Below are 17,702 nucleotides of genomic sequence, written 5' to 3' on the forward strand. Positions count from 1 at the left end.
TAGCAATATAAATTGAATAATGAAGTACGTGTCAGGGTAAATATAAATCATAATTAAATTATAAAGAGGTGAATAAGAATGAGTAAAAAAGTATTATTCGTTCTAACAAGCACTAATCAATATCCTGATGGTACTGAAACGGGTTTATGGTTAGAAGAAGCAGGCGAACCTTATGATATTCTAACTCAAGAAGGCATTGAGGTTGAGATAGCTTCTATTAAAGGCGGACATGTTAATTTAGATCCAAATTCAACTTCAGATGAATTATTAAATCAATATAGTACATTCGTATCACACTTAAATGATACACCAAGTATAGATGACATCAACGCTGATGACTACGATGCAATTTATTTACAGGTGGTCATGGAACAGTCTTTGATTTTGCTAATAATGAAAAGCTTGCAAATATTTTAGTACACTTCAGAGATAAAGATAAAATTATTTCATCAGTTTGTCATGGACCAAGTGCTTTTGTAGGAGTTAAAGGAAGCAATGGTAAATATTTAGTAGATGGTATTCAATTAACAGCGTTTACAGATAGTGAAGAAAAAGCTATGGGATTAGAAGAAAAAGTGCCATTTTTAACTCAATCTAAATTAGAAGAACAAGGCGCAAGATTCGTAGCAAGTGATGACTTTACGTCTCATTTAGAAGAAGACCGTAAATTTATTACTGGTCAAAATCCTCAATCAAGTGAAGTCATTGGTAAAGCACTCGTAAATGCATTAAAATAAAAATGAACACAAAATAATATGGACCGACACCTTGTTCAGTCCATATTATTTTTTACATAAAAGTTTCAATATTGCATTGGTTATCAATTAAGTACAATTTTTATATCAGTTAATATTTTAGTTTTGGTAATATCTATTGTATACTTGTCTAGATTAGAAATATAGTTAACATGGATCATCAAAATGATTACATATTATATGCAAGAGAACGACCTATATTCCTTAAAAGTTAAAAAGAGAGTTATAAAGATATAAATGGGAGTTATGATAATGAAGTTTACAAATTTAACAGCCAAAGAATTTGGTGACTTTACAGATCAAATGCCTTATAGCCATTTTACTCAGATGGAAGGCAATTATGAGCTTAAAGTTGCTGAAGGAACTGAATCACATCTTGTAGGGATTAAAAATAATGAGAATAAGGTAATTGCAGCCTGCTTGTTAACTGCAGTACCAGTCATGAAATTTTTCAAATATTTTTATTCTAACCGTGGTCCTGTAATTGATTATGATAATAAAGAACTTGTTCACTTCTTCTTTAATGAATTTAGTAAATACGTAAAAAAACATAACTGTCTATATCTAAGAGTCGATCCTTATCTTCCTTATCAATATTTAGACCATGATGGTGAAGTTATTGAAAATGCTGGACATGACTGGTTTTTCAATAAAATGGAAGACTTAGGATACGAACATGAAGGGTTCCACAAAGGATTTCATCCTATATTACAAGTGAGATATCATTCTGTTTTAGATTTAAAAAATAAAACAGCAAAAGATGTTTTAAATGGAATGGATAGTTTAAGAAAACGTAACACCAAGAAAGTACAAAAAAATGGAGTCAAAGTTCGATTTCTAACTGAAGAAGAATTACCGATTTTTAGATCATTTATGGAAGATACGACAGAAACAAAAGAGTTTACTGACAGAGACGATAGCTTCTATTACAATAGATTCAAATATTTTAAAGATCGAGTATTAGTACCTTTAGCTTATATTGATTTCAATGAATATTTAGAAGAACTTAATACTGAGAGAGACGTATTAAATAAAGATTTAAACAAAGCGCTTAAAGATATTGAGAAACGACCTGAAAATAAAAAAGCGTATAACAAAAAAGAAAATCTTGAACAACAGCTAGATGCAAATCAACAGAAGATAGAGGAAGCTCAAAATTTACAGCAAGAACATGGGAATGAGCTACCTATCTCAGCTGGTTATTTCGTAATCAATCCATTTGAAGTAGTATATTATGCCGGTGGTACTTCAAATCGTTACCGCCATTTTGCAGGTAGTTATGCGATTCAATGGAAAATGATTAATTACGCTTTAGAACATGGCATTAATCGTTATAATTTTTATGGAATAAGTGGGGACTTCAGTGAAAACGCTGAAGACGTAGGAGTAATTAAGTTCAAAAAAGGCTATAACGCTGATGTTATTGAATATGTAGGTGATTTTATCAAACCAATAAATAAACCTATGTATGCAATCTACAACGCACTTAAAAAGTTAAAGAAATAGATTTTTTTAGGAAGGGAATTATCTAATTATGAAATTTACAGAGTTAACAGTAAAAGAATTTGAAAACTTTGTACAAAATCCATCATTAGAAAGCCATTATTTTCAGGTGAAGGAAAATATTGCTACGCGTGAAGCAGATGGGTTCCAAGTTGTATTATTAGGTGTGAAAGATGACGATAATAAAGTAATCGCAGCAAGTCTTTTCTCTAAAATTCCTACAATGGGAAGTTATGTATATTATTCTAACCGTGGTCCAGTCATGGATTATTCAGATTTAGGTTTGGTTGATTTTTATTTAAGAGAATTAGAAAGATACTTACATCAGCATCAATGTTTGTATGTAAAATTAGATCCTTATTGGATGTATCAATTGTATGATAAAGACATCAATCCTTTAACAGAAAAGAATGATGCCTTAGTTAACCTATTAAAATCACATGGCTATGAACATCATGGTTTCACTACAGAGTATGATGCTTCTAGTCAAGTAAGATGGATGGGTGTGCTTGATTTAGAAGGTAAAACGCCTGCTTCATTGAAAAAAGAATTTGATAGCCAACGTAAAAGAAATATAAATAAAGCGATAAACTATGGAATTAAGGTGAGATTTCTCGATAAAGATGAATTCGATATCTTCTTAGATTTATATCGTGAAACTGAAGCTAGAACTGGATTTGTTTCTAAAACAGATCAGTATTTCTATAACTTTATTAATCACTACGGTGATAAGGTTTTATTACCATTAGCGTATATTGACTTAGATGAATACATAGAAAAAGTTCAACACACACTCAATGACAAAGAAAATCGTCGTGATGATATGATGGCTAAAGAAAACAAAAACGATAAGCAATTAAGAAAAATCGCCGAATTAGATAAACAGATTGACCATGATAAAAAAGAATTACTTAATGCAAGTGAAATTCGTCAAACTGATGGATCTATTTTAAATTTAGCTGCAGGTGTATACTTTGCTAATGCCTATGAAGTCAATTATTTCTCTGGAGGTTCTTCAGAAAAGTACAATCAGTACATGGGACCTTACGCAATGCATTGGCATATGATTAATTATTGCTTTGACAATGGCTACGATAGATATAATTTTTATGGTTTATCTGGGGACTTTACTGAAGATAGTGAAGATTATGGTGTTTATCGCTTCAAGAGAGGATTTAATGTTCAAATTGAGGAATTAATTGGAGATTTCTATAAACCAATTAATAAAGTGAAATATTGGTTATTCACGACATTAAACCGTATACGTAAAAAGATAAAAAAATAACTATATATTTAAAAAGTAGAGCATATTGGGATAGAGCCAATATGCTCTTTTGCCGTTTAGAGAAGGGTTGGTAAACTCTAAATGGCTTAATGTAGGTATATTAAATCTAAGTTGTCGAAATCGTGTTGCACCCTACATAATTAATCATAGCATATGAGTAAAATGATACAATAATACTTATTGATTAATTTTTAATAATGTTTTTATAACTTAGCTTATTAAATTAGTATAATGATGTCATTGATTTATGAAATAAAAACTTAGTCATAATGTAAATGTTAACCAACAAACAATACTTAAAAAATAATAAGAAATGAAACTTTAAAACGTTACATTAGCAATTTATATAATGTCATATACCTTTGTGCAGCAAAATAGGTGATTATAAAAGTATTATGTAAACCTATAGAGTGTCTGCTATTTATTAAACATATAGTTAAGGGTTTCTAAGGGTTTCGACTAAATACTTTTGTTTTCTAAATTTAAATCGCAATTGGGCATCCTATAATTTTAAATGATGAATGTTGATATGTAATACTGTATCTTTAGCAAATGGAGTTGTGTATCTTTATGAAGTTTAAAGAATTAGTTTTATGTTGATTCAACACGCATGTTCATAAATGAATTAGATTAGTAAATGTGATGCAGATTAAATTACAAATCACTCAAGGATAGATATTTAAATAATGAGGATGAATAACGTTAAATATTGGAACATATTTAGCTTTGAATATTTTAGTTTACATAATATATATTATAGGAAGTTATGTATAGATCTATAGGGGGCTTACCTCTTTAGTATTTGCCTCATTTACATTCTCATTCTAAGCTGAGTTCTTATCATCAATTATATCCTTATTATTCTACGTTTAAATTATCTGTGTGTTTCTCACTTCAAAAATTCTTATCAGTTTCAAATACATCCTTAACCATGAACAAACAACGCATCATCATTCCGTTAGTAATTTTATGTTTCAAGACATCATCGATATGCTATACTAGATTCATTATTATCATTTTGGAGTGACACGTTCATGAATTTTATTTTCGATATTGATGGTACGATTTGCTTTGACGGTAATCATATTGACCAATCTATTAAAAATCGTCTTATGCAACTCAACGATGAAAACCATAAAGTTATATTTGCATCTGCACGTCCTATAAGAGATTTGCTACCAGTGATTCCTGAATTTGCAGATTATACTTTAATTGGTGGTAATGGCTCAATTATATCTAAAACCGGACAAATCGAAATCATTTCGGAAATCAATTAACACGATATTAACCTCATTAAACACCTCATTAAACAATATGGATTGTCGTATATTATTGATGATAAATTCAATTATTCAACGAATTTAAATGCTGATAATGAAATTTATCAACGTATCGATCCTAATCGTACTGCACAGGCTTTACATATGGATGACATTAAGGATCCGATTAAAGCAATCCTTTTGAATATTAAACCTGATGACTTCGATACTATTGCTAAGATTTTGAAAACAGAATCAGACGGTATTGAGCTTATTTATCACTTCAATGAATCATATATTGATGTGACCGCTCAAGGTATCGATAAACATACGACAATTCAATATTTAATAGGTTCAGATACAGATTATATTGCATTTGGTAACGATCATAATGATATTCACATGTTAGATAACGCTTCGCAAGGTTATTTTGTGGCTAATGCACTGGTTGAACATCAGTCATTTTTGAAAAATCCTAATATCAAAGTCATTGATAATTCGAATGATGCAATATGTAAAGTGTTAGATAACTATTTAGCTATCAAAAGTTAAATTAAATATGAACTATATTAAAAAGCCTCTTACAATAATTAAGGTTTGAACATTATCAAACACGTTGTAAGAGGCTTTTGCTATTTTAAGAATTGATGAGTAATTGAGTATACGGATGGCGTGATTTATCGAACAAATCCTCAATCTTAAAATCATCTACCACTTCTCCATCTTTTAACACAATCACACGTTGCGTCAGTCTTTGAATAACTGAAAGATCGTGGGAGATAACAAGTAGGGTTTTAGGATTGATGTGGTCTTCGTTTATTAAAATATCAATAACATTTTGCTCAGCTACAACATCTAGATTGGATGTAATTTCATCACATATCAAAATATCTGGCTGAGAAATGAGTGATCTTATGATATTCAATCTTTGTAACTGACCGCCACTGACTTCTCGTGGAAACTTTTGCAACAAATGCTCTGATAAACTAAATGATTCTAAATATTTTAGTAAGTTGGACTTTATTTCCGAAGTTTTCATTTTATTATAAAAAATGAGTGGTTCTTCAAGAGATTGTTGGATTGTATAATGTCTATCAAAACTTTCAAAGGCATGCTGAAATACTGGGAGTACGCGTTTTGAATTGACTTTAACTTGTCCACGCGTAGGATTTAACTCTCCTAATATTAAAGAACTTAAAGTACTTTTACCTGCCCCGCTTTCACCTAATATCCCTACTTTTTCATTTTTATCGATTTTAAAGTTTACACCGTTAAGAACAGAATGGTTTTTACTATATCCAAAATGAACATTTTCAAATTTTATGATAGTCAACGATTTCCATCCTTTCTTAACGTGTTTCTGTATTTTAATAATTGCTTTGTATACGTATGTGTAACTTCATTTTCAGTAAGTTTACTAATTGTGCCAGATTCAACAATGCTACCATTTCTCATAACATTAAAATAATTTCCATAATTAAGTACGTGATTCATATTGTGAGTAATTAACAACACTGTATGATGATGGTCTTTAACTATATGTTTAAGCATTTGCATAATTTGATGACCATTGACGACATCTAAAGATGCTACAGGTTCATCGGCAATGATAAGTGGAGGTTTCAACATGAGCACGCTAGCAATGTAAACACGTTCAAGTTGACCACCAGAAAGTTGAAAACTGTATTTTTTAATAATACTAGAATCATTTAAATTAACCCAAGTTAAAGCAGTGATAATGTTCTTTAATGCCTCCTCTTTAGATACATTAAAGTGTGTTCGATATATTGCAATAAGTTGTTTATCTAGACGTGAGTATTCATTAAAGCTTTGCGCATAATTCTGAGAAATATAACCAATTTGTTTACCTAAAAGATGATTCATATTAGTAGCATTTTCTCCAAAATCATACTCATCATATGTCATATTTAATCCTTCTGGTAAATATTTCAAAAGTGCCCTTGCTGTGAGACTCTTACCTGCCCCACTTTCGCCAAAAATAACATTAAGTTTTCCTTGATAAATATTTAAATCGACGTTTTGGACTAACTTATAATTATTAGAATCGCTAATGTTAAGATTTTTTATTTTCAAAAGCGTCAAACTCGACACCTCTCTTCTCTAATAATCGATCTCTGACAGCGTCTCCGGTTAAGTTGAAGATTAATATCGTTATCGAGATTAATGTCGCTGGTGCAATGATCATGATTGGATGTGATGTGATAAAGTTACGTCCCGCTTGAAGCATAGCGCCCCACTCTGGAGATGGTGGTTGTGCGCCTAATCCTAAAAATGACAACGAACTAATGTAAAGAATAATTTTACCAAAATCAACAATCATAATAACCAAAATGGATGGAAACACTTTAGGTAATAAATGTTTAAATAAAATATTAAAAGCTGATACATTAAATAATTTGGCCATTTTTATATAGGAAAGATTCATTTCTGAATTGACGATCCCTCTTGTTACCCTTGTATAATTCATCCATTTTATAACAGTAATGGCAATCACTAAATTCCATATGCTTGGATGGAAGAAACTTGCTAAAGCAATCATAATGACGAATTCAGGTATACTCAAACCGATATCTATCATTCTCATGATAATCGAATCGATCCAACCTTTTTGATAGCCTGAAAGTAAACCAAGTGGTACGCCGATTAAAACAGTAAAAAGTAAAGTCAATAAAGTAACAAATAAAGTTGTTCGTGCGCCTATGATGAGTCGACTAAATAAATCGCGACCATAGTCATCGGTTCCTAAAAAGTGATGTAAACTTATGGGCTCGAATGTTTCTGATAAATTAACTTTAAAAGCTGCATCATTACTAACAAACAGTTGAAGGGCGATAATTATAAATATATAGATACTAAACACATAGAAAATGAGATTCTTCTTTGTTAATTTAAGCTTCATTATCATCACCTTCTTTTTTATAATTTCTCAGATGTGCAAACTTAAATAAATCTATCTTAGATGATCGATTGTAACGCTGTTTAGGATCAATAAATAAAGTGATTATATCAGCAATCGTATTAATAATTACAACGAAAAATCCTATAAAGAGTACGCAACCTTGAATGACCGGATAATCTCTAGACTTAATACTATCGACTAGAAAGTAACCTAAACCTGGAATATCGAATAAATTTTCAATCACGACGGTACCTCCGATTAAGCTTCCTACTGACAGACCTAATAAGGGAATAATAGGAATTAAAGTAGGTTTGAAAATATCATGAAATAAAATATAACGTTCTGACATCCCTCTTAATCGAGAAGCTTCTACAACTGGACTCCGATATTGTTCTAATAAATTAGAGCGTATAAGACGTATGTAATATGCACACATACCCACACTCATTGTAATAATCGGTAAAATATACGCAGCTATTGATCCATCCTCTGACGTTGGTAATACATTTAACTTTTGGTTGAAAATAAATAACAATATTAAACCAATAAAAAATGAAGGTAAGCTCACAGATAAAGAAGTTAAAACTCGAATCATTTTGTCTAAAGTTTTGTGATAATTTATTGCGGCTATCACTCCTAAAGGTATTGAAACAAGCATAGATAAAATTAATGTTCCAAAAGTAATGATTAATGTTGGAACAATATAGTTCATGATTTCTTTAGATACTGGAGCACCTGTTTGATAACTTGTACCTAAATTTAATTTTAATAATTGACTGAACCAATGCCACCATTGACTGAGTAAAGAATGATCCAGTCCTAATTGATGTTCTGTAGCTTTGATTTGAGATTGTGAAACTTGAGAGGTATCAAGATGAAGAATTTTATTAACTGGGTTCCCTGGTGATAATTTCATTAAAATAAATGTGATTGTTGTTAAAACAAAAAGCACGATAATCATTTGCAATATTTTTGAAATGATTGTTTTAAACATCTTCGCAACATCCTTCTGTATTAAATGGATTAATTATTTATATATTGAAATTTTACATTAAATTATTTTTATCGTCATTTACCTATTATAATAGTCACATTGAAAAAATAATAGTATAAGCGATGTAGCCCTCCAATTTAACAAAAAAACTCAACGCCATCTAAGTAAATAGACAGCGTTGAGTTACAAAATATTATTTACGATGGCGCCCTCTTAACATTTTTAAATCTTCTTCATCTTCATATTTACGAATTTCTTTTTCAAGTTTATTCTTCTTACGTTCTCGTCTCCATTTACGTGTAAAGTACCATAATAAGAAACTAATGATTAAACTCATTAAAGCTAAGAAAGCAGCGTAACCTAATAACGGCTGATAAGAAATGTGTTGGAAATTAGGAATAAAGAATGCTAATAAACCTAAAACTACAAATGTAATTACTGCGGCAATCAACCATCTATGTAAAACTAATGTACAGAATACTGTTAATAAAACCATTGCTAAGATAGTAATCCATAAGTAATTAGGCATATCAAAAATTGTCATAATACTATCTCCTTGTTAGTTCATTTAATAATAATTTTATTATACTATTTATTTGAATTAAACCACTCAGTCTAGAGAAGTAACGTTCCTAAAGAATATTCAGAGATTGGGACATCATTTATTATTTCTGTCCTACTCCTATTCACATACTTAAATTAATTATTCCCTACTCTTATGTTTGATAAACGAATACTTGCCTTCTCTAAACGCTTCGAATGTTATTCTGACTTGAGTTTTGTATAATAAAGGTAATACATATCAAAGGAGTGTTCCCAATGACACAAGGTTTACCTTTAAGAAAGGATGTCCCTACTCAAGAAACATGGGATTTGAAAGACCTTTTTGAAAATGATGAAGCATTTTATCAAACTCTTAATCAAGTGCTCCAATCTTCTAAAGCGTTCAAATCTACATATCAAAATCAACTTAAAGATATCGAAACAGTTGAACGTGCGCTTAAAGATTATGAAGATATTTTAATTCAATTGGATCGTCTTTATAATTATCCCGAACTAAGAGTGAGCGTAGATGCCACTAACGAAGAAGCGCAAAAAGTAAATGCTAAATTGAATACGATGTCTGGTAAAATAGCAGGCTTACTCTCATTCGTAGATTCTGAAATCTTAGCATTACCTGAGGACATGTTAAATCAATTACAACAACAATCGAATTATCCTCACTTCATTAAACAGTTGAAAGATAGAAAGCCGTATCAACTATCTACAGAAGTAGAACAAGTATTGGCTACTCTAACGCCAACACTTAGAAGTCCTTTTGAATTATATGGAACAACCAAAAGTTTAGACATTGACTTTGAGTCATTTGAGCATAATGGTATGACTTACCCTCTCGATTATGCCACTTTTGAAAATGAATATGAAGATAATCCAGATGCCGAATTTAGAATAAAGAGTTTTAAAGTATTTAGCGACTCAATTCGCAAATATCAAAATACAACAGCAGCTACGTATAATATGCAAGTTCAACAAGAAAAAATTGAAGCAGATATGCGTGGATATGATTCTGTGATCGATTACTTATTACAAGACCAAGAAGTGACACGCGACATGTTTGATCGTCAAATAGACGTTATTATGAGTGATTTGGCTCCGGTAATGCAAAGATATGCTAAGTTAATCCAACGTGTCCATGGACTTGATAAAATGCGATTTGAAGATTTAAAGATATCTATCGATCCTAGTTATGAACCAGATATTTCAATTGAAGAGTCTAAAAAATATATTTATGGCGCTTTAAATGTTTTGGGTGAAGATTATGTGAAAATGTTAGAATCTGCCTATGACAATCGATGGATAGATTTTGCTCAAAATAAAGGAAAAGACACAGGTGCTTATTGCGCGAGTCCTTATTTTACACATTCATATGTATTTATTTCTTGGACAGGAAAAATGGCTGAAACCTTTGTGCTTGCTCATGAGCTAGGACATGCTGGTCATTTTACTTTAGCGCAGAAACATCAAAATTTATTAGAATCAGAAGCATCTATGTACTTTGTCGAAGCGCCATCCACGATGAATGAAATGTTAATGGCAAATTATTTATTCAATAGTAGTGATGATCCTAAATTTAAACGTTGGGTCATTGGTTCTATACTTTCTAGAACGTATTATCACAATATGGTAACTCACTTGTTAGAAGCGGCATATCAGCGTGAAGTGTACAGATTAGTAGATGAAGGAGAGTCGCTTACTGCCCCACTTCTTAATAAGATTATGTTAGATGTTTATGAAAGATTCTTTGGCAATGCAGTTGAGATGACAGATGGTGTTGAACTCACTTGGATGCGTCAACCTCATTATTATATGGGATTGTACTCATATACTTACTCTGCAGGTTTAACAATTGGTACTGTGGTTTCTCAGAAGATTAAAAATGAAGGACAACCAGCTGTAGACCAATGGTTAGAAACACTTAAAGCTGGCGGAAGTAAATCACCAGTAGAGTTAGCGCAAATAGCAGGTGTTGATATAACAACGGAAGCACCGTTAAAAGCGACGATTAAATATATCTCGGAATTAGTCGAAGAACTAGAAACTCTTACAGATCAAATTGAAGCAGGCTAATTAAAAATTTTTTCTCATAACCAAAAAATCGCCCTCATAGACTTAAAGCCTATGGGGGCGATAATTTGTTATTAATCAAATGTATCAAAATGTTCACCTGTTAAATAGTAATAAACGCTTTCGGCAATATTACTAATATGGTCTCCAATACGTTCTAAATGTCGAGCAGCTAAATGTGCCTGACCAGCAACAAATGGATCATTATCAATTAAATAAGTTGTGTTAACAATATTGATGTATAAGTCATCAATATCTTTATCTCTTTCAATAATTTCTTTAATTAATGTTAAATCCTCTGTTTTGACAGCGGTATTGAGATCTTCCAACATGAGCATTGCTAATTTACCCATCGTTTTTAAACGTGTAAATACATAGTCATCGTTAATTTTAACCCTTAGACGAATGTGCGCGATACTCGCAGCATTATCTCCCATTCTTTCAAAGTCTGTTGAAATTTTTAACGCAGCCATCATCATACGTAAATCCGTAGCAATAGGTTGCTGTTTGGTAATTAACATAATCACTTTTTCATTTATTTCATAATCTAATTGATTAATCTCTCTATCCTTTTCAATGGTTTCTCTAGCGAAGGTTCTCTTTTCCTCACTTAACGACACTAATGCATTTTTAATATTAAAATAAACACGAAGGCCAAGACGACGTAAATCTTTAATTAACTCATCTAGCTGACCTTCGTATTTATGTCTAATGATTGCCATATATTATCCGAAACGTCCTGAAATATAATCTTCTGTTTGTTTATCAGAAGGATTAGAGAAGATTTTATCAGTGTCGTCGTATTCGTTCACATAACCATTAAGGAAGAAAGCAGTTTTATCAGATACACGTGCAGCTTGTTGCATATTGTGTGTAACCATAATAATTGAATAATTTTCTTTTAATTCTTGTACTAATTCTTCAACTCTTAGTGTTGAAATTGGATCGAGTGCTGATGTAGGCTCATCCATTAAAATAACATCCGGTTCGATTGCTAAACATCTTGCAATACAAACACGTTGTTGTTGCCCCCCTGATAAGCCATAAGCATTTGTGTGTAATCTATCTTTTAATTCATCCCAAATTGCCGCGCCACGTAATGATTTTTCTACGATTTCATCTAAAACTTTTTTGTTTTTAATGCCATGAGTTTTAGGACCATAAGTGATATTATCATAAATTGATTTAGGGAATGGGTTTGGTTGTTGGAAGACCATTCCTACGTTAGTTCTTAACTTTTCTTTAGAGTATTTCGGATCAAAGATATTTTGATCTCGATATAAAATTTTTCCTGCAGTTTTAACTGAAGGTACGAGTTCAACCATACGATTGAGTGCTTTGATATATGTTGATTTACCACAACCTGATGGTCCGATAATCGCTGTAACATTGTTTTCTAAGATATCTAAATTAATATTTTGTAATGCGTGATTTTCACCATACCATAAATCTAGATTTTGTGTTGAATAAACAATATTCTTTTGACTATCTGGTGTTGTATCTTTTCTATCATTTTCAGTAGTCACGATAGTAGAGACTGAACCATTCGTTTTGTCAGTTTGTTCACTTAATTTATTTTTTTCTGCGACTTGTGAATTAGCCATAATTAAAAACTCCTTCTATATAGAGGAAAAGATGTAAAGAAACAAATCTTTTCTTCGTTGAAATAACAATTTTCCCAATAAGCTATATTAATATTTTTTACTGAATTTATTTCTTAAAAGAATCGCAATTGCATTCATTGCTAATAAGATAACAAGTAATACGATAATTCCTGCTGATGCCACATTTTGGAATTCAGCTTGAGGCATTTTAGCCCAAGTATAAATTTGAGTTGGTAAAGCAGAGAATTGATCTAATAGTCCACTTGGTGTAGCTAATAGAATTGTAGGAATACCAATAACTACAAGTGGTGCCGTTTCGCCTAATGCACGTGATAAAGATAAAATGAAACCAGTTAAGATACCAGGTAGTGCTGCTGGTAAAACAACCTTTCTGATGGTTTGCCATTTATTAGCACCTAAACCAAATGAGGCTTCTCTTACAGAACCGGGTACAGCTCTAATTGCTTCTTGGCTTGAAACAATAATTACTGGAAGAATAAGTAATGACATTGTTAATGCAGCTGCTAAAACACTGTTTCCCATTCCAGCTGCTCCAACGAAAAGTGTGTAACCTAAAAGACCAAATACGATTGAAGGCACACCGGCTAAGTTTGAAATACTTATTTTTACTATGCTTGTAAAAATATTGTCCTTTGCGTATTCCTCTAAATAAATAGCAGTACCAATACCTAGAATAATTGTGATTGGAATGATACTAACAATTAACCAGATTGAACCAATGACTGCCCCTTTAACACCAGCATCTGCAGGTGTTGAAGAAGAGAAATTAGTAAAGAATTCAGGTGTTAAATGGCCGGCTCCTTTGATGATGGTTTGTGCTAATAATGCTACTAACACAACAAGACCGATTAACGTACAGAGGAAGAATAACCATTTGTTAACTTTATTTTTAGTATCTCGAGTAGAAATATTTTTGTCGACTTTGTTTTTGTCGATTAACGTTTTATTATTAGAATTTGTTGTCGCTGTCATATTAATACTCCTCTCTGAAGCGTTTTGAAATCCATTGTGAAAGTAGGTTCATAAGTAAAGTAAAGATGAATAAAGTGAAACCTACTGCATAGATACTGTAGTAGATATCAGAACCAAATGGTGCATCACCAGTTGCGACTTCTACAATGTATCCAGTCATGGTTTGAATTGAACTTGTTAAGCTTAGAGATGAAGTTGGCGAACTACCAGCCGCTAGTGAAACGATCATTGTTTCACCAATTGCTCTTGAAATCCCTAATACGATTGATGCAACAACTCCTGAAGTGGCTGCAGGTAAAACAACTTTAGTAGCAACTTCAAATTTAGTTGCACCTAAGCCGTAAGCACCCTCACGTATTTTATTTGGCACTGAAGACATTGCATCTTCACTCATACTTGTAATAACTGGAACAATCATAATACCAACAACGATTCCAGGACTGATAGAGTTAAACTCACCTAATATAGGTATAAAACTTCTTAAAAGCGGTGTTACAAATGTAAGGGCGAAGAAACCGAATACAATTGTAGGAATACCTGCTAAAATTTCCAAAATTGGTTTAATAATTCTACGTGCTTTATCGCTTGCATATTCATTAAGGTAAATAGCTGCACCTAAACCAATAGGAACAGAAACGATAGTGGCAATGATTGTAATTTTTAAGGTACCAATGATTAAAGCCCAAATACCATATTCTGGTGAAGAACCTGTAGGATTCCATGTACCAGATAAAAAGAATTTAGAAAATGGTACGCGTGTAAAGAAAGTAATCGTCTCAGTTAACAAAGTGAATAAAATAGCAATTGTCGTTAAGATTGAAATAGCTGAAATAATACCTAGAATAATTGGAACGATTTTATCGCTTGCTCCACCCTTTTTAGCATTATTCTTAGCTATCATTTCTCTAACATTCGTTTGTGAAGCCATGTAAAACCCTCTTTCTTAATCTCCCAAAATAATTTAAAAAAAGATTGGGAATTGCTAAAGGGAATTGTTGAGTACTAATTAAACTACCATTTAGTAATGACTCAATTCTCTTCCCTGAAGCTGAATAGTACAGACAAAGCGGTTGATTAACCGCTTTGTCAAATACCTTCACAAATTCCCAACCCTTTAAAATTCGTACGTTATATATTATTTTTTATCGTCAGATTTTTTGTCATCAGATTTTTTATCAGATTTCTTATCTGATTTTTTGTGTTTGTCTACGAATTTATTTAATTCTTTTAACTCAGATTTATAAGTTTTCTTAGGTGAAGCTACATAACCAGCATCTTCAGCTGATTTACCTTCATCTTTAAGAACGAATTTCATAAATTCAGACATTACTTTGTTATCTTTTAATGATTTATCTTTAACGTAGATGAATAATGGTCTACTTAAAGCGTATGAACCATTTTTGATTGTTTTCTTAGTTGGTTCAGTTAATTTGCCGTTATCGTCTTTGATTTTAACTTCTTTTAATTTATCTTTATTTTGTTCGTAGAAGTTATAACCGAAGTAACCGATACCTTCTTTGTTTTTAGTTACTGAAGAAACGATAGCGTTTGTATCAGCATTTTTCTCAGCTTTGATATCTTGTTTGTCCATTACTTCCTCTTCGAAGAAGTCGTAAGTACCATGACTTGAGTTAGGTGATACGGCATTGATTTTTTTGTCTGGCCATTTAGAGTTAACATCTTTCCATGTTTTAGCTTTACCAGAGTAAATTTCTTTTAATTGAGATTTAGTTAATTCTTTAACAAAGTCGTTATCTTTGTTAACTGCAATTGTTACACCATCTTGTGCAATTTTGAATTCGTGGTATTTAATACCTTTATCTTCTAATTTTTTCTTTTCTTCATCTTTAATAGGTCTTGAAGCGTCTGAGAAATCAGTTTCGCCAGCAATGAATTTTTGGAATCCAGCACCTGTACCAGCTTGGCCAGAAGAAATTTTAGCGTCTTTATGATCTTTAGCCCATTTTTCGTTTAATTTTTCAACGATTGGAGCTACTGTTGATGAACCTTCACCTTTTGCAGAACCTTTAAGATCGCTTCCACTTCCAGAACCTCCATTATTACCGCCACAAGCGCCTAGTAAGAACGAAGCTCCTAATACAGTAGTACCGACTAATTGCCACTTTTTCATTGATACATCCTCCTAATATAAATAACCCTAATGTTATATGTATTTCTTACAGTTTTTATGATACATACCTTTTGTTAATTAAAAATAGAGTAATTGTAAATCTTTTGTTAAGAATGTTTAAAGGTTGATATGGCGAGTTTTATAGAGATATAGATGGAATTTATATTTATGGGATTTGGTTGAAAAGAAACCTCGAAATTTAGCTATCGTGAGTTAATAAATTTGGAGTGGAGTTTGTGAAGTAAAACACTAGTAATAAAGAAGAGGTTTATACAAAAATTTCGAGAAATTGAAAACTATGTCGAGTTAGAAAAACGCATCACAAGACATTAATCTTGCAATGCGTTTTGGTAATTAGTCTAAACTAAAATAAGGTGTTTAAAATTTATAATTATTAATTTTTGAGAACCTTCTTTTAAATAAACAGTACTAACTATCATTTTCCTTTAATTTTTCCCATTGTGCCTTCAATTTTAGTTTGACCGTAGAGAATAGAATTTTGAAATAATATTATAAAGAAAAATACGATAATACCAAAGATGTATAAATAGTTGGACATCTTTGAAAATAAAAATTCATATAGAAGAAGTAAAAATAATAAGGATTATTTTTCACTCTTTGTTTTGTGAACAAAATCTTGTTTATATAACTTAGCTCATTCAATTTATTTCAGATATCTTTCCGTAAATCTTTATTTTTCCATATAGTCTAATATTCTGAAATAAAATAAGTAACAAAAATATAATCATTGTTAGTATGAAAAATATATTAGAATTTTCCATAGAATAAAATGCAATTAAAGACATCAAATATAGAAAAGAAAGTATCAAATAAAGTACCGTATTCTTAATAACGATTTTAAAATTAGGTAAAATGTATGCAAGTTTTACATTAGTTCCATTTCTTAAGGCTAAAACATCACGTTTTCTTTTGTCGAAAATAAATTTCGTTAATATTAAAGCAAAATTTGTTAGTAGAATTATCAATAAGTTGAAAATTCTACTTGATGGAAAGTTTCCATAATCAAATAAAGGTCTTAATAAAACTCCTAAAATAACAGTTATACCAACACTTAAGCTTAATAAAGCTTCATTAAATTTATCTTCATTTTTAGTTATACTTTTTTCATTATTTATATCATTTAATGATACTTCTATTAATTTATGAGGAGTAAAGTAATTTAGCAGTGGGAAAATGTACGACAATTTATTAGAATTGAGATCTATAACATAGTTTTTCCCCTCATATTTAATTAATTTATATTTACTGTTACCTTTTATGCTTTTAATTTCTATTTGTCTTTTTAATTTTTTGTCCATAATAAATTCCCTACTATCATTTCCTTTTAATTTCCCCCATCTTGCCGTGGATTTCAACATATGAGTAAAGCATGTTGTTTTGAAATAAAATAATAAAAAATAAAAATGCGATTAAGAAAATAAAACTAAAGTTTGAAATAGTCATAAATAAAAACGCATAAATTGTAGCTAGCAAAAAAATAGTGGAAGATATACCAATTAAAATATTTGACAGTAAAATAGAAAAATGAGGCCATACATATGCACTTTGTTGAGCATTTTCTATTAAAATATCAATTTTTCTTTCATCTTTTTTATTAATCACAATTTTAAAT

14 protein-coding genes and 3 pseudogenes are annotated in these 17,702 nt (G+C 31.0%); 5 read left to right on the forward strand and 12 right to left on the reverse strand.

Features of this window, described 5'->3' with window-relative positions:
- Window positions 1–78 precede the first annotated feature (78 nt).
- The 4 genes and pseudogenes from CD155_RS08430 to CD155_RS08445 all read left to right on the forward strand — a co-directional run bounded on the left by CD155_RS08430 (window position 79) and on the right by CD155_RS08445 (window position 5,354).
- Window positions 79–737, forward strand: a pseudogene (locus CD155_RS08430) (type 1 glutamine amidotransferase domain-containing protein).
- Window positions 738–1,007: 270 nt separating this feature from the next.
- Window positions 1,008–2,261 (forward strand): aminoacyltransferase, encoded by a 1,254-nt coding sequence (locus CD155_RS08435; protein ID WP_103213058.1) that lies wholly within the window; start codon window positions 1,008–1,010, stop codon window positions 2,259–2,261.
- A 28-nt stretch (window positions 2,262–2,289) separates the two neighbouring features.
- The gene (locus CD155_RS08440; protein ID WP_103213059.1) at window positions 2,290–3,543 is read left to right on the forward strand and encodes an aminoacyltransferase; all 1,254 of its coding nucleotides are present in this window, start codon (window positions 2,290–2,292) and stop codon (window positions 3,541–3,543) included.
- 1,034 nt (window positions 3,544–4,577) lie between these two features.
- A pseudogene (locus CD155_RS08445) lies at window positions 4,578–5,354 on the forward strand (HAD-IIB family hydrolase).
- 85 nt (window positions 5,355–5,439) lie between these two features.
- Here CD155_RS08445 and CD155_RS08450 read toward each other — a convergent pair.
- From CD155_RS08450 to CD155_RS08470, 5 genes are all read right to left on the reverse strand, one after another.
- On the reverse strand, window positions 5,440–6,129 hold the full coding sequence (locus CD155_RS08450) for an ATP-binding cassette domain-containing protein (protein WP_172605869.1): 690 nt from the start codon (window positions 6,127–6,129) through the stop codon (window positions 5,440–5,442).
- 2 nt (window positions 6,130–6,131) lie between these two features.
- Window positions 6,132–6,905 carry an ATP-binding cassette domain-containing protein gene (locus CD155_RS08455; RefSeq protein WP_103213061.1) on the reverse strand — a complete coding sequence of 258 codons (774 nt, stop codon included), beginning with the start codon at window positions 6,903–6,905 and terminating at the stop codon, window positions 6,132–6,134.
- Window positions 6,877–7,722, reverse strand: coding sequence for a nickel transporter permease (gene nikC / locus CD155_RS08460; RefSeq protein WP_103213062.1), 846 nt, complete (start codon window positions 7,720–7,722; stop codon window positions 6,877–6,879). Before nikC ends, CD155_RS08455 begins: the two co-directional genes overlap by 29 nt.
- Entirely contained in the window at window positions 7,712–8,716 is a 1,005-nt protein-coding gene (gene nikB / locus CD155_RS08465) for a nickel ABC transporter permease (protein ID WP_103213063.1), read from the reverse strand. Before nikB ends, nikC begins: the two co-directional genes overlap by 11 nt.
- 193 nt (window positions 8,717–8,909) lie before the next feature.
- The gene (locus tag CD155_RS08470; RefSeq protein WP_002442782.1) at window positions 8,910–9,260 is read right to left on the reverse strand and encodes a membrane protein; all 351 of its coding nucleotides are present in this window, start codon (window positions 9,258–9,260) and stop codon (window positions 8,910–8,912) included.
- Window positions 9,261–9,535: 275 nt separating this feature from the next.
- Here CD155_RS08470 and pepF point away from each other — a divergent pair, with 275 nt between their 5' ends.
- On the forward strand, window positions 9,536–11,344 hold the full coding sequence (gene pepF / locus CD155_RS08475) for an oligoendopeptidase F (protein WP_103213064.1): 1,809 nt from the start codon (window positions 9,536–9,538) through the stop codon (window positions 11,342–11,344).
- Window positions 11,345–11,415: 71 nt separating this feature from the next.
- Here the strand turns inward: pepF and phoU are convergent, their stop codons facing one another.
- The 7 genes and pseudogenes from phoU to CD155_RS13025 all read right to left on the reverse strand — a co-directional run.
- On the reverse strand, window positions 11,416–12,063 hold the full coding sequence (gene phoU, locus CD155_RS08480; RefSeq protein ID WP_002442786.1) for a phosphate signaling complex protein PhoU: 648 nt from the start codon (window positions 12,061–12,063) through the stop codon (window positions 11,416–11,418).
- Window positions 12,064–12,066: 3 nt separating this feature from the next.
- Window positions 12,067–12,945: a phosphate ABC transporter ATP-binding protein PstB gene (gene pstB / locus CD155_RS08485; protein WP_002442788.1), complete on the reverse strand. Its 879-nt coding sequence runs from the start codon at window positions 12,943–12,945 to the stop codon at window positions 12,067–12,069.
- A gap of 87 nt (window positions 12,946–13,032) precedes the next feature.
- On the reverse strand, window positions 13,033–13,938 hold the full coding sequence (gene pstA, locus CD155_RS08490; RefSeq protein WP_002442790.1) for a phosphate ABC transporter permease PstA: 906 nt from the start codon (window positions 13,936–13,938) through the stop codon (window positions 13,033–13,035).
- A 1-nt stretch (window position 13,939) separates the two neighbouring features.
- Window positions 13,940–14,866: a phosphate ABC transporter permease subunit PstC gene (gene pstC / locus CD155_RS08495; protein WP_002442792.1), complete on the reverse strand. Its 927-nt coding sequence runs from the start codon at window positions 14,864–14,866 to the stop codon at window positions 13,940–13,942.
- A gap of 207 nt (window positions 14,867–15,073) precedes the next feature.
- Window positions 15,074–16,069 carry a PstS family phosphate ABC transporter substrate-binding protein gene (locus tag CD155_RS08500; RefSeq protein ID WP_002442795.1) on the reverse strand — a complete coding sequence of 332 codons (996 nt, stop codon included), beginning with the start codon at window positions 16,067–16,069 and terminating at the stop codon, window positions 15,074–15,076.
- Between the two features lie 659 nt (window positions 16,070–16,728).
- The gene (locus tag CD155_RS08505) at window positions 16,729–17,388 is read right to left on the reverse strand and encodes a DUF443 domain-containing protein (RefSeq protein ID WP_172605828.1); all 660 of its coding nucleotides are present in this window, start codon (window positions 17,386–17,388) and stop codon (window positions 16,729–16,731) included.
- 16 nt (window positions 17,389–17,404) lie between these two features.
- Window positions 17,405–17,702, reverse strand: a pseudogene (locus CD155_RS13025) (hypothetical protein); the annotation flags it as partial.

Origin of the sequence: Staphylococcus caprae (assembly GCF_002902725.1) — a bacterium.
Taxonomy (GTDB): Bacteria; Bacillota; Bacilli; order Staphylococcales; family Staphylococcaceae; genus Staphylococcus; species Staphylococcus caprae.

Bases quoted from the DNA above. Each gene is read 5' to 3' on its own strand.
- CD155_RS08435 (WP_103213058.1), top strand. From the start codon at position 1,008: ATGAAGTTTACAAATTTAACAGCCAAAGAATTTGGTGACTTTACAGAT.
- CD155_RS08440 (WP_103213059.1), top strand. From the start codon at position 2,290: ATGAAATTTACAGAGTTAACAGTAAAAGAATTTGAAAACTTTGTACAA.
- nikC (WP_103213062.1), bottom strand. From the start codon at position 7,722: ATGAAGCTTAAATTAACAAAGAAGAATCTCATTTTCTATGTGTTTAGT.
- nikB (WP_103213063.1), bottom strand. From the start codon at position 8,716: ATGTTTAAAACAATCATTTCAAAAATATTGCAAATGATTATCGTGCTT.
- CD155_RS08470 (WP_002442782.1), bottom strand. From the start codon at position 9,260: ATGACAATTTTTGATATGCCTAATTACTTATGGATTACTATCTTAGCA.
- pepF (WP_103213064.1), top strand. From the start codon at position 9,536: ATGACACAAGGTTTACCTTTAAGAAAGGATGTCCCTACTCAAGAAACA.
- phoU (WP_002442786.1), bottom strand. From the start codon at position 12,063: ATGGCAATCATTAGACATAAATACGAAGGTCAGCTAGATGAGTTAATT.
- pstB (WP_002442788.1), bottom strand. From the start codon at position 12,945: ATGGCTAATTCACAAGTCGCAGAAAAAAATAAATTAAGTGAACAAACT.
- pstA (WP_002442790.1), bottom strand. From the start codon at position 13,938: ATGACAGCGACAACAAATTCTAATAATAAAACGTTAATCGACAAAAAC.
- pstC (WP_002442792.1), bottom strand. From the start codon at position 14,866: ATGGCTTCACAAACGAATGTTAGAGAAATGATAGCTAAGAATAATGCT.
- CD155_RS08500 (WP_002442795.1), bottom strand. From the start codon at position 16,069: ATGAAAAAGTGGCAATTAGTCGGTACTACTGTATTAGGAGCTTCGTTC.
- CD155_RS08505 (WP_172605828.1), bottom strand. From the start codon at position 17,388: ATGGACAAAAAATTAAAAAGACAAATAGAAATTAAAAGCATAAAAGGT.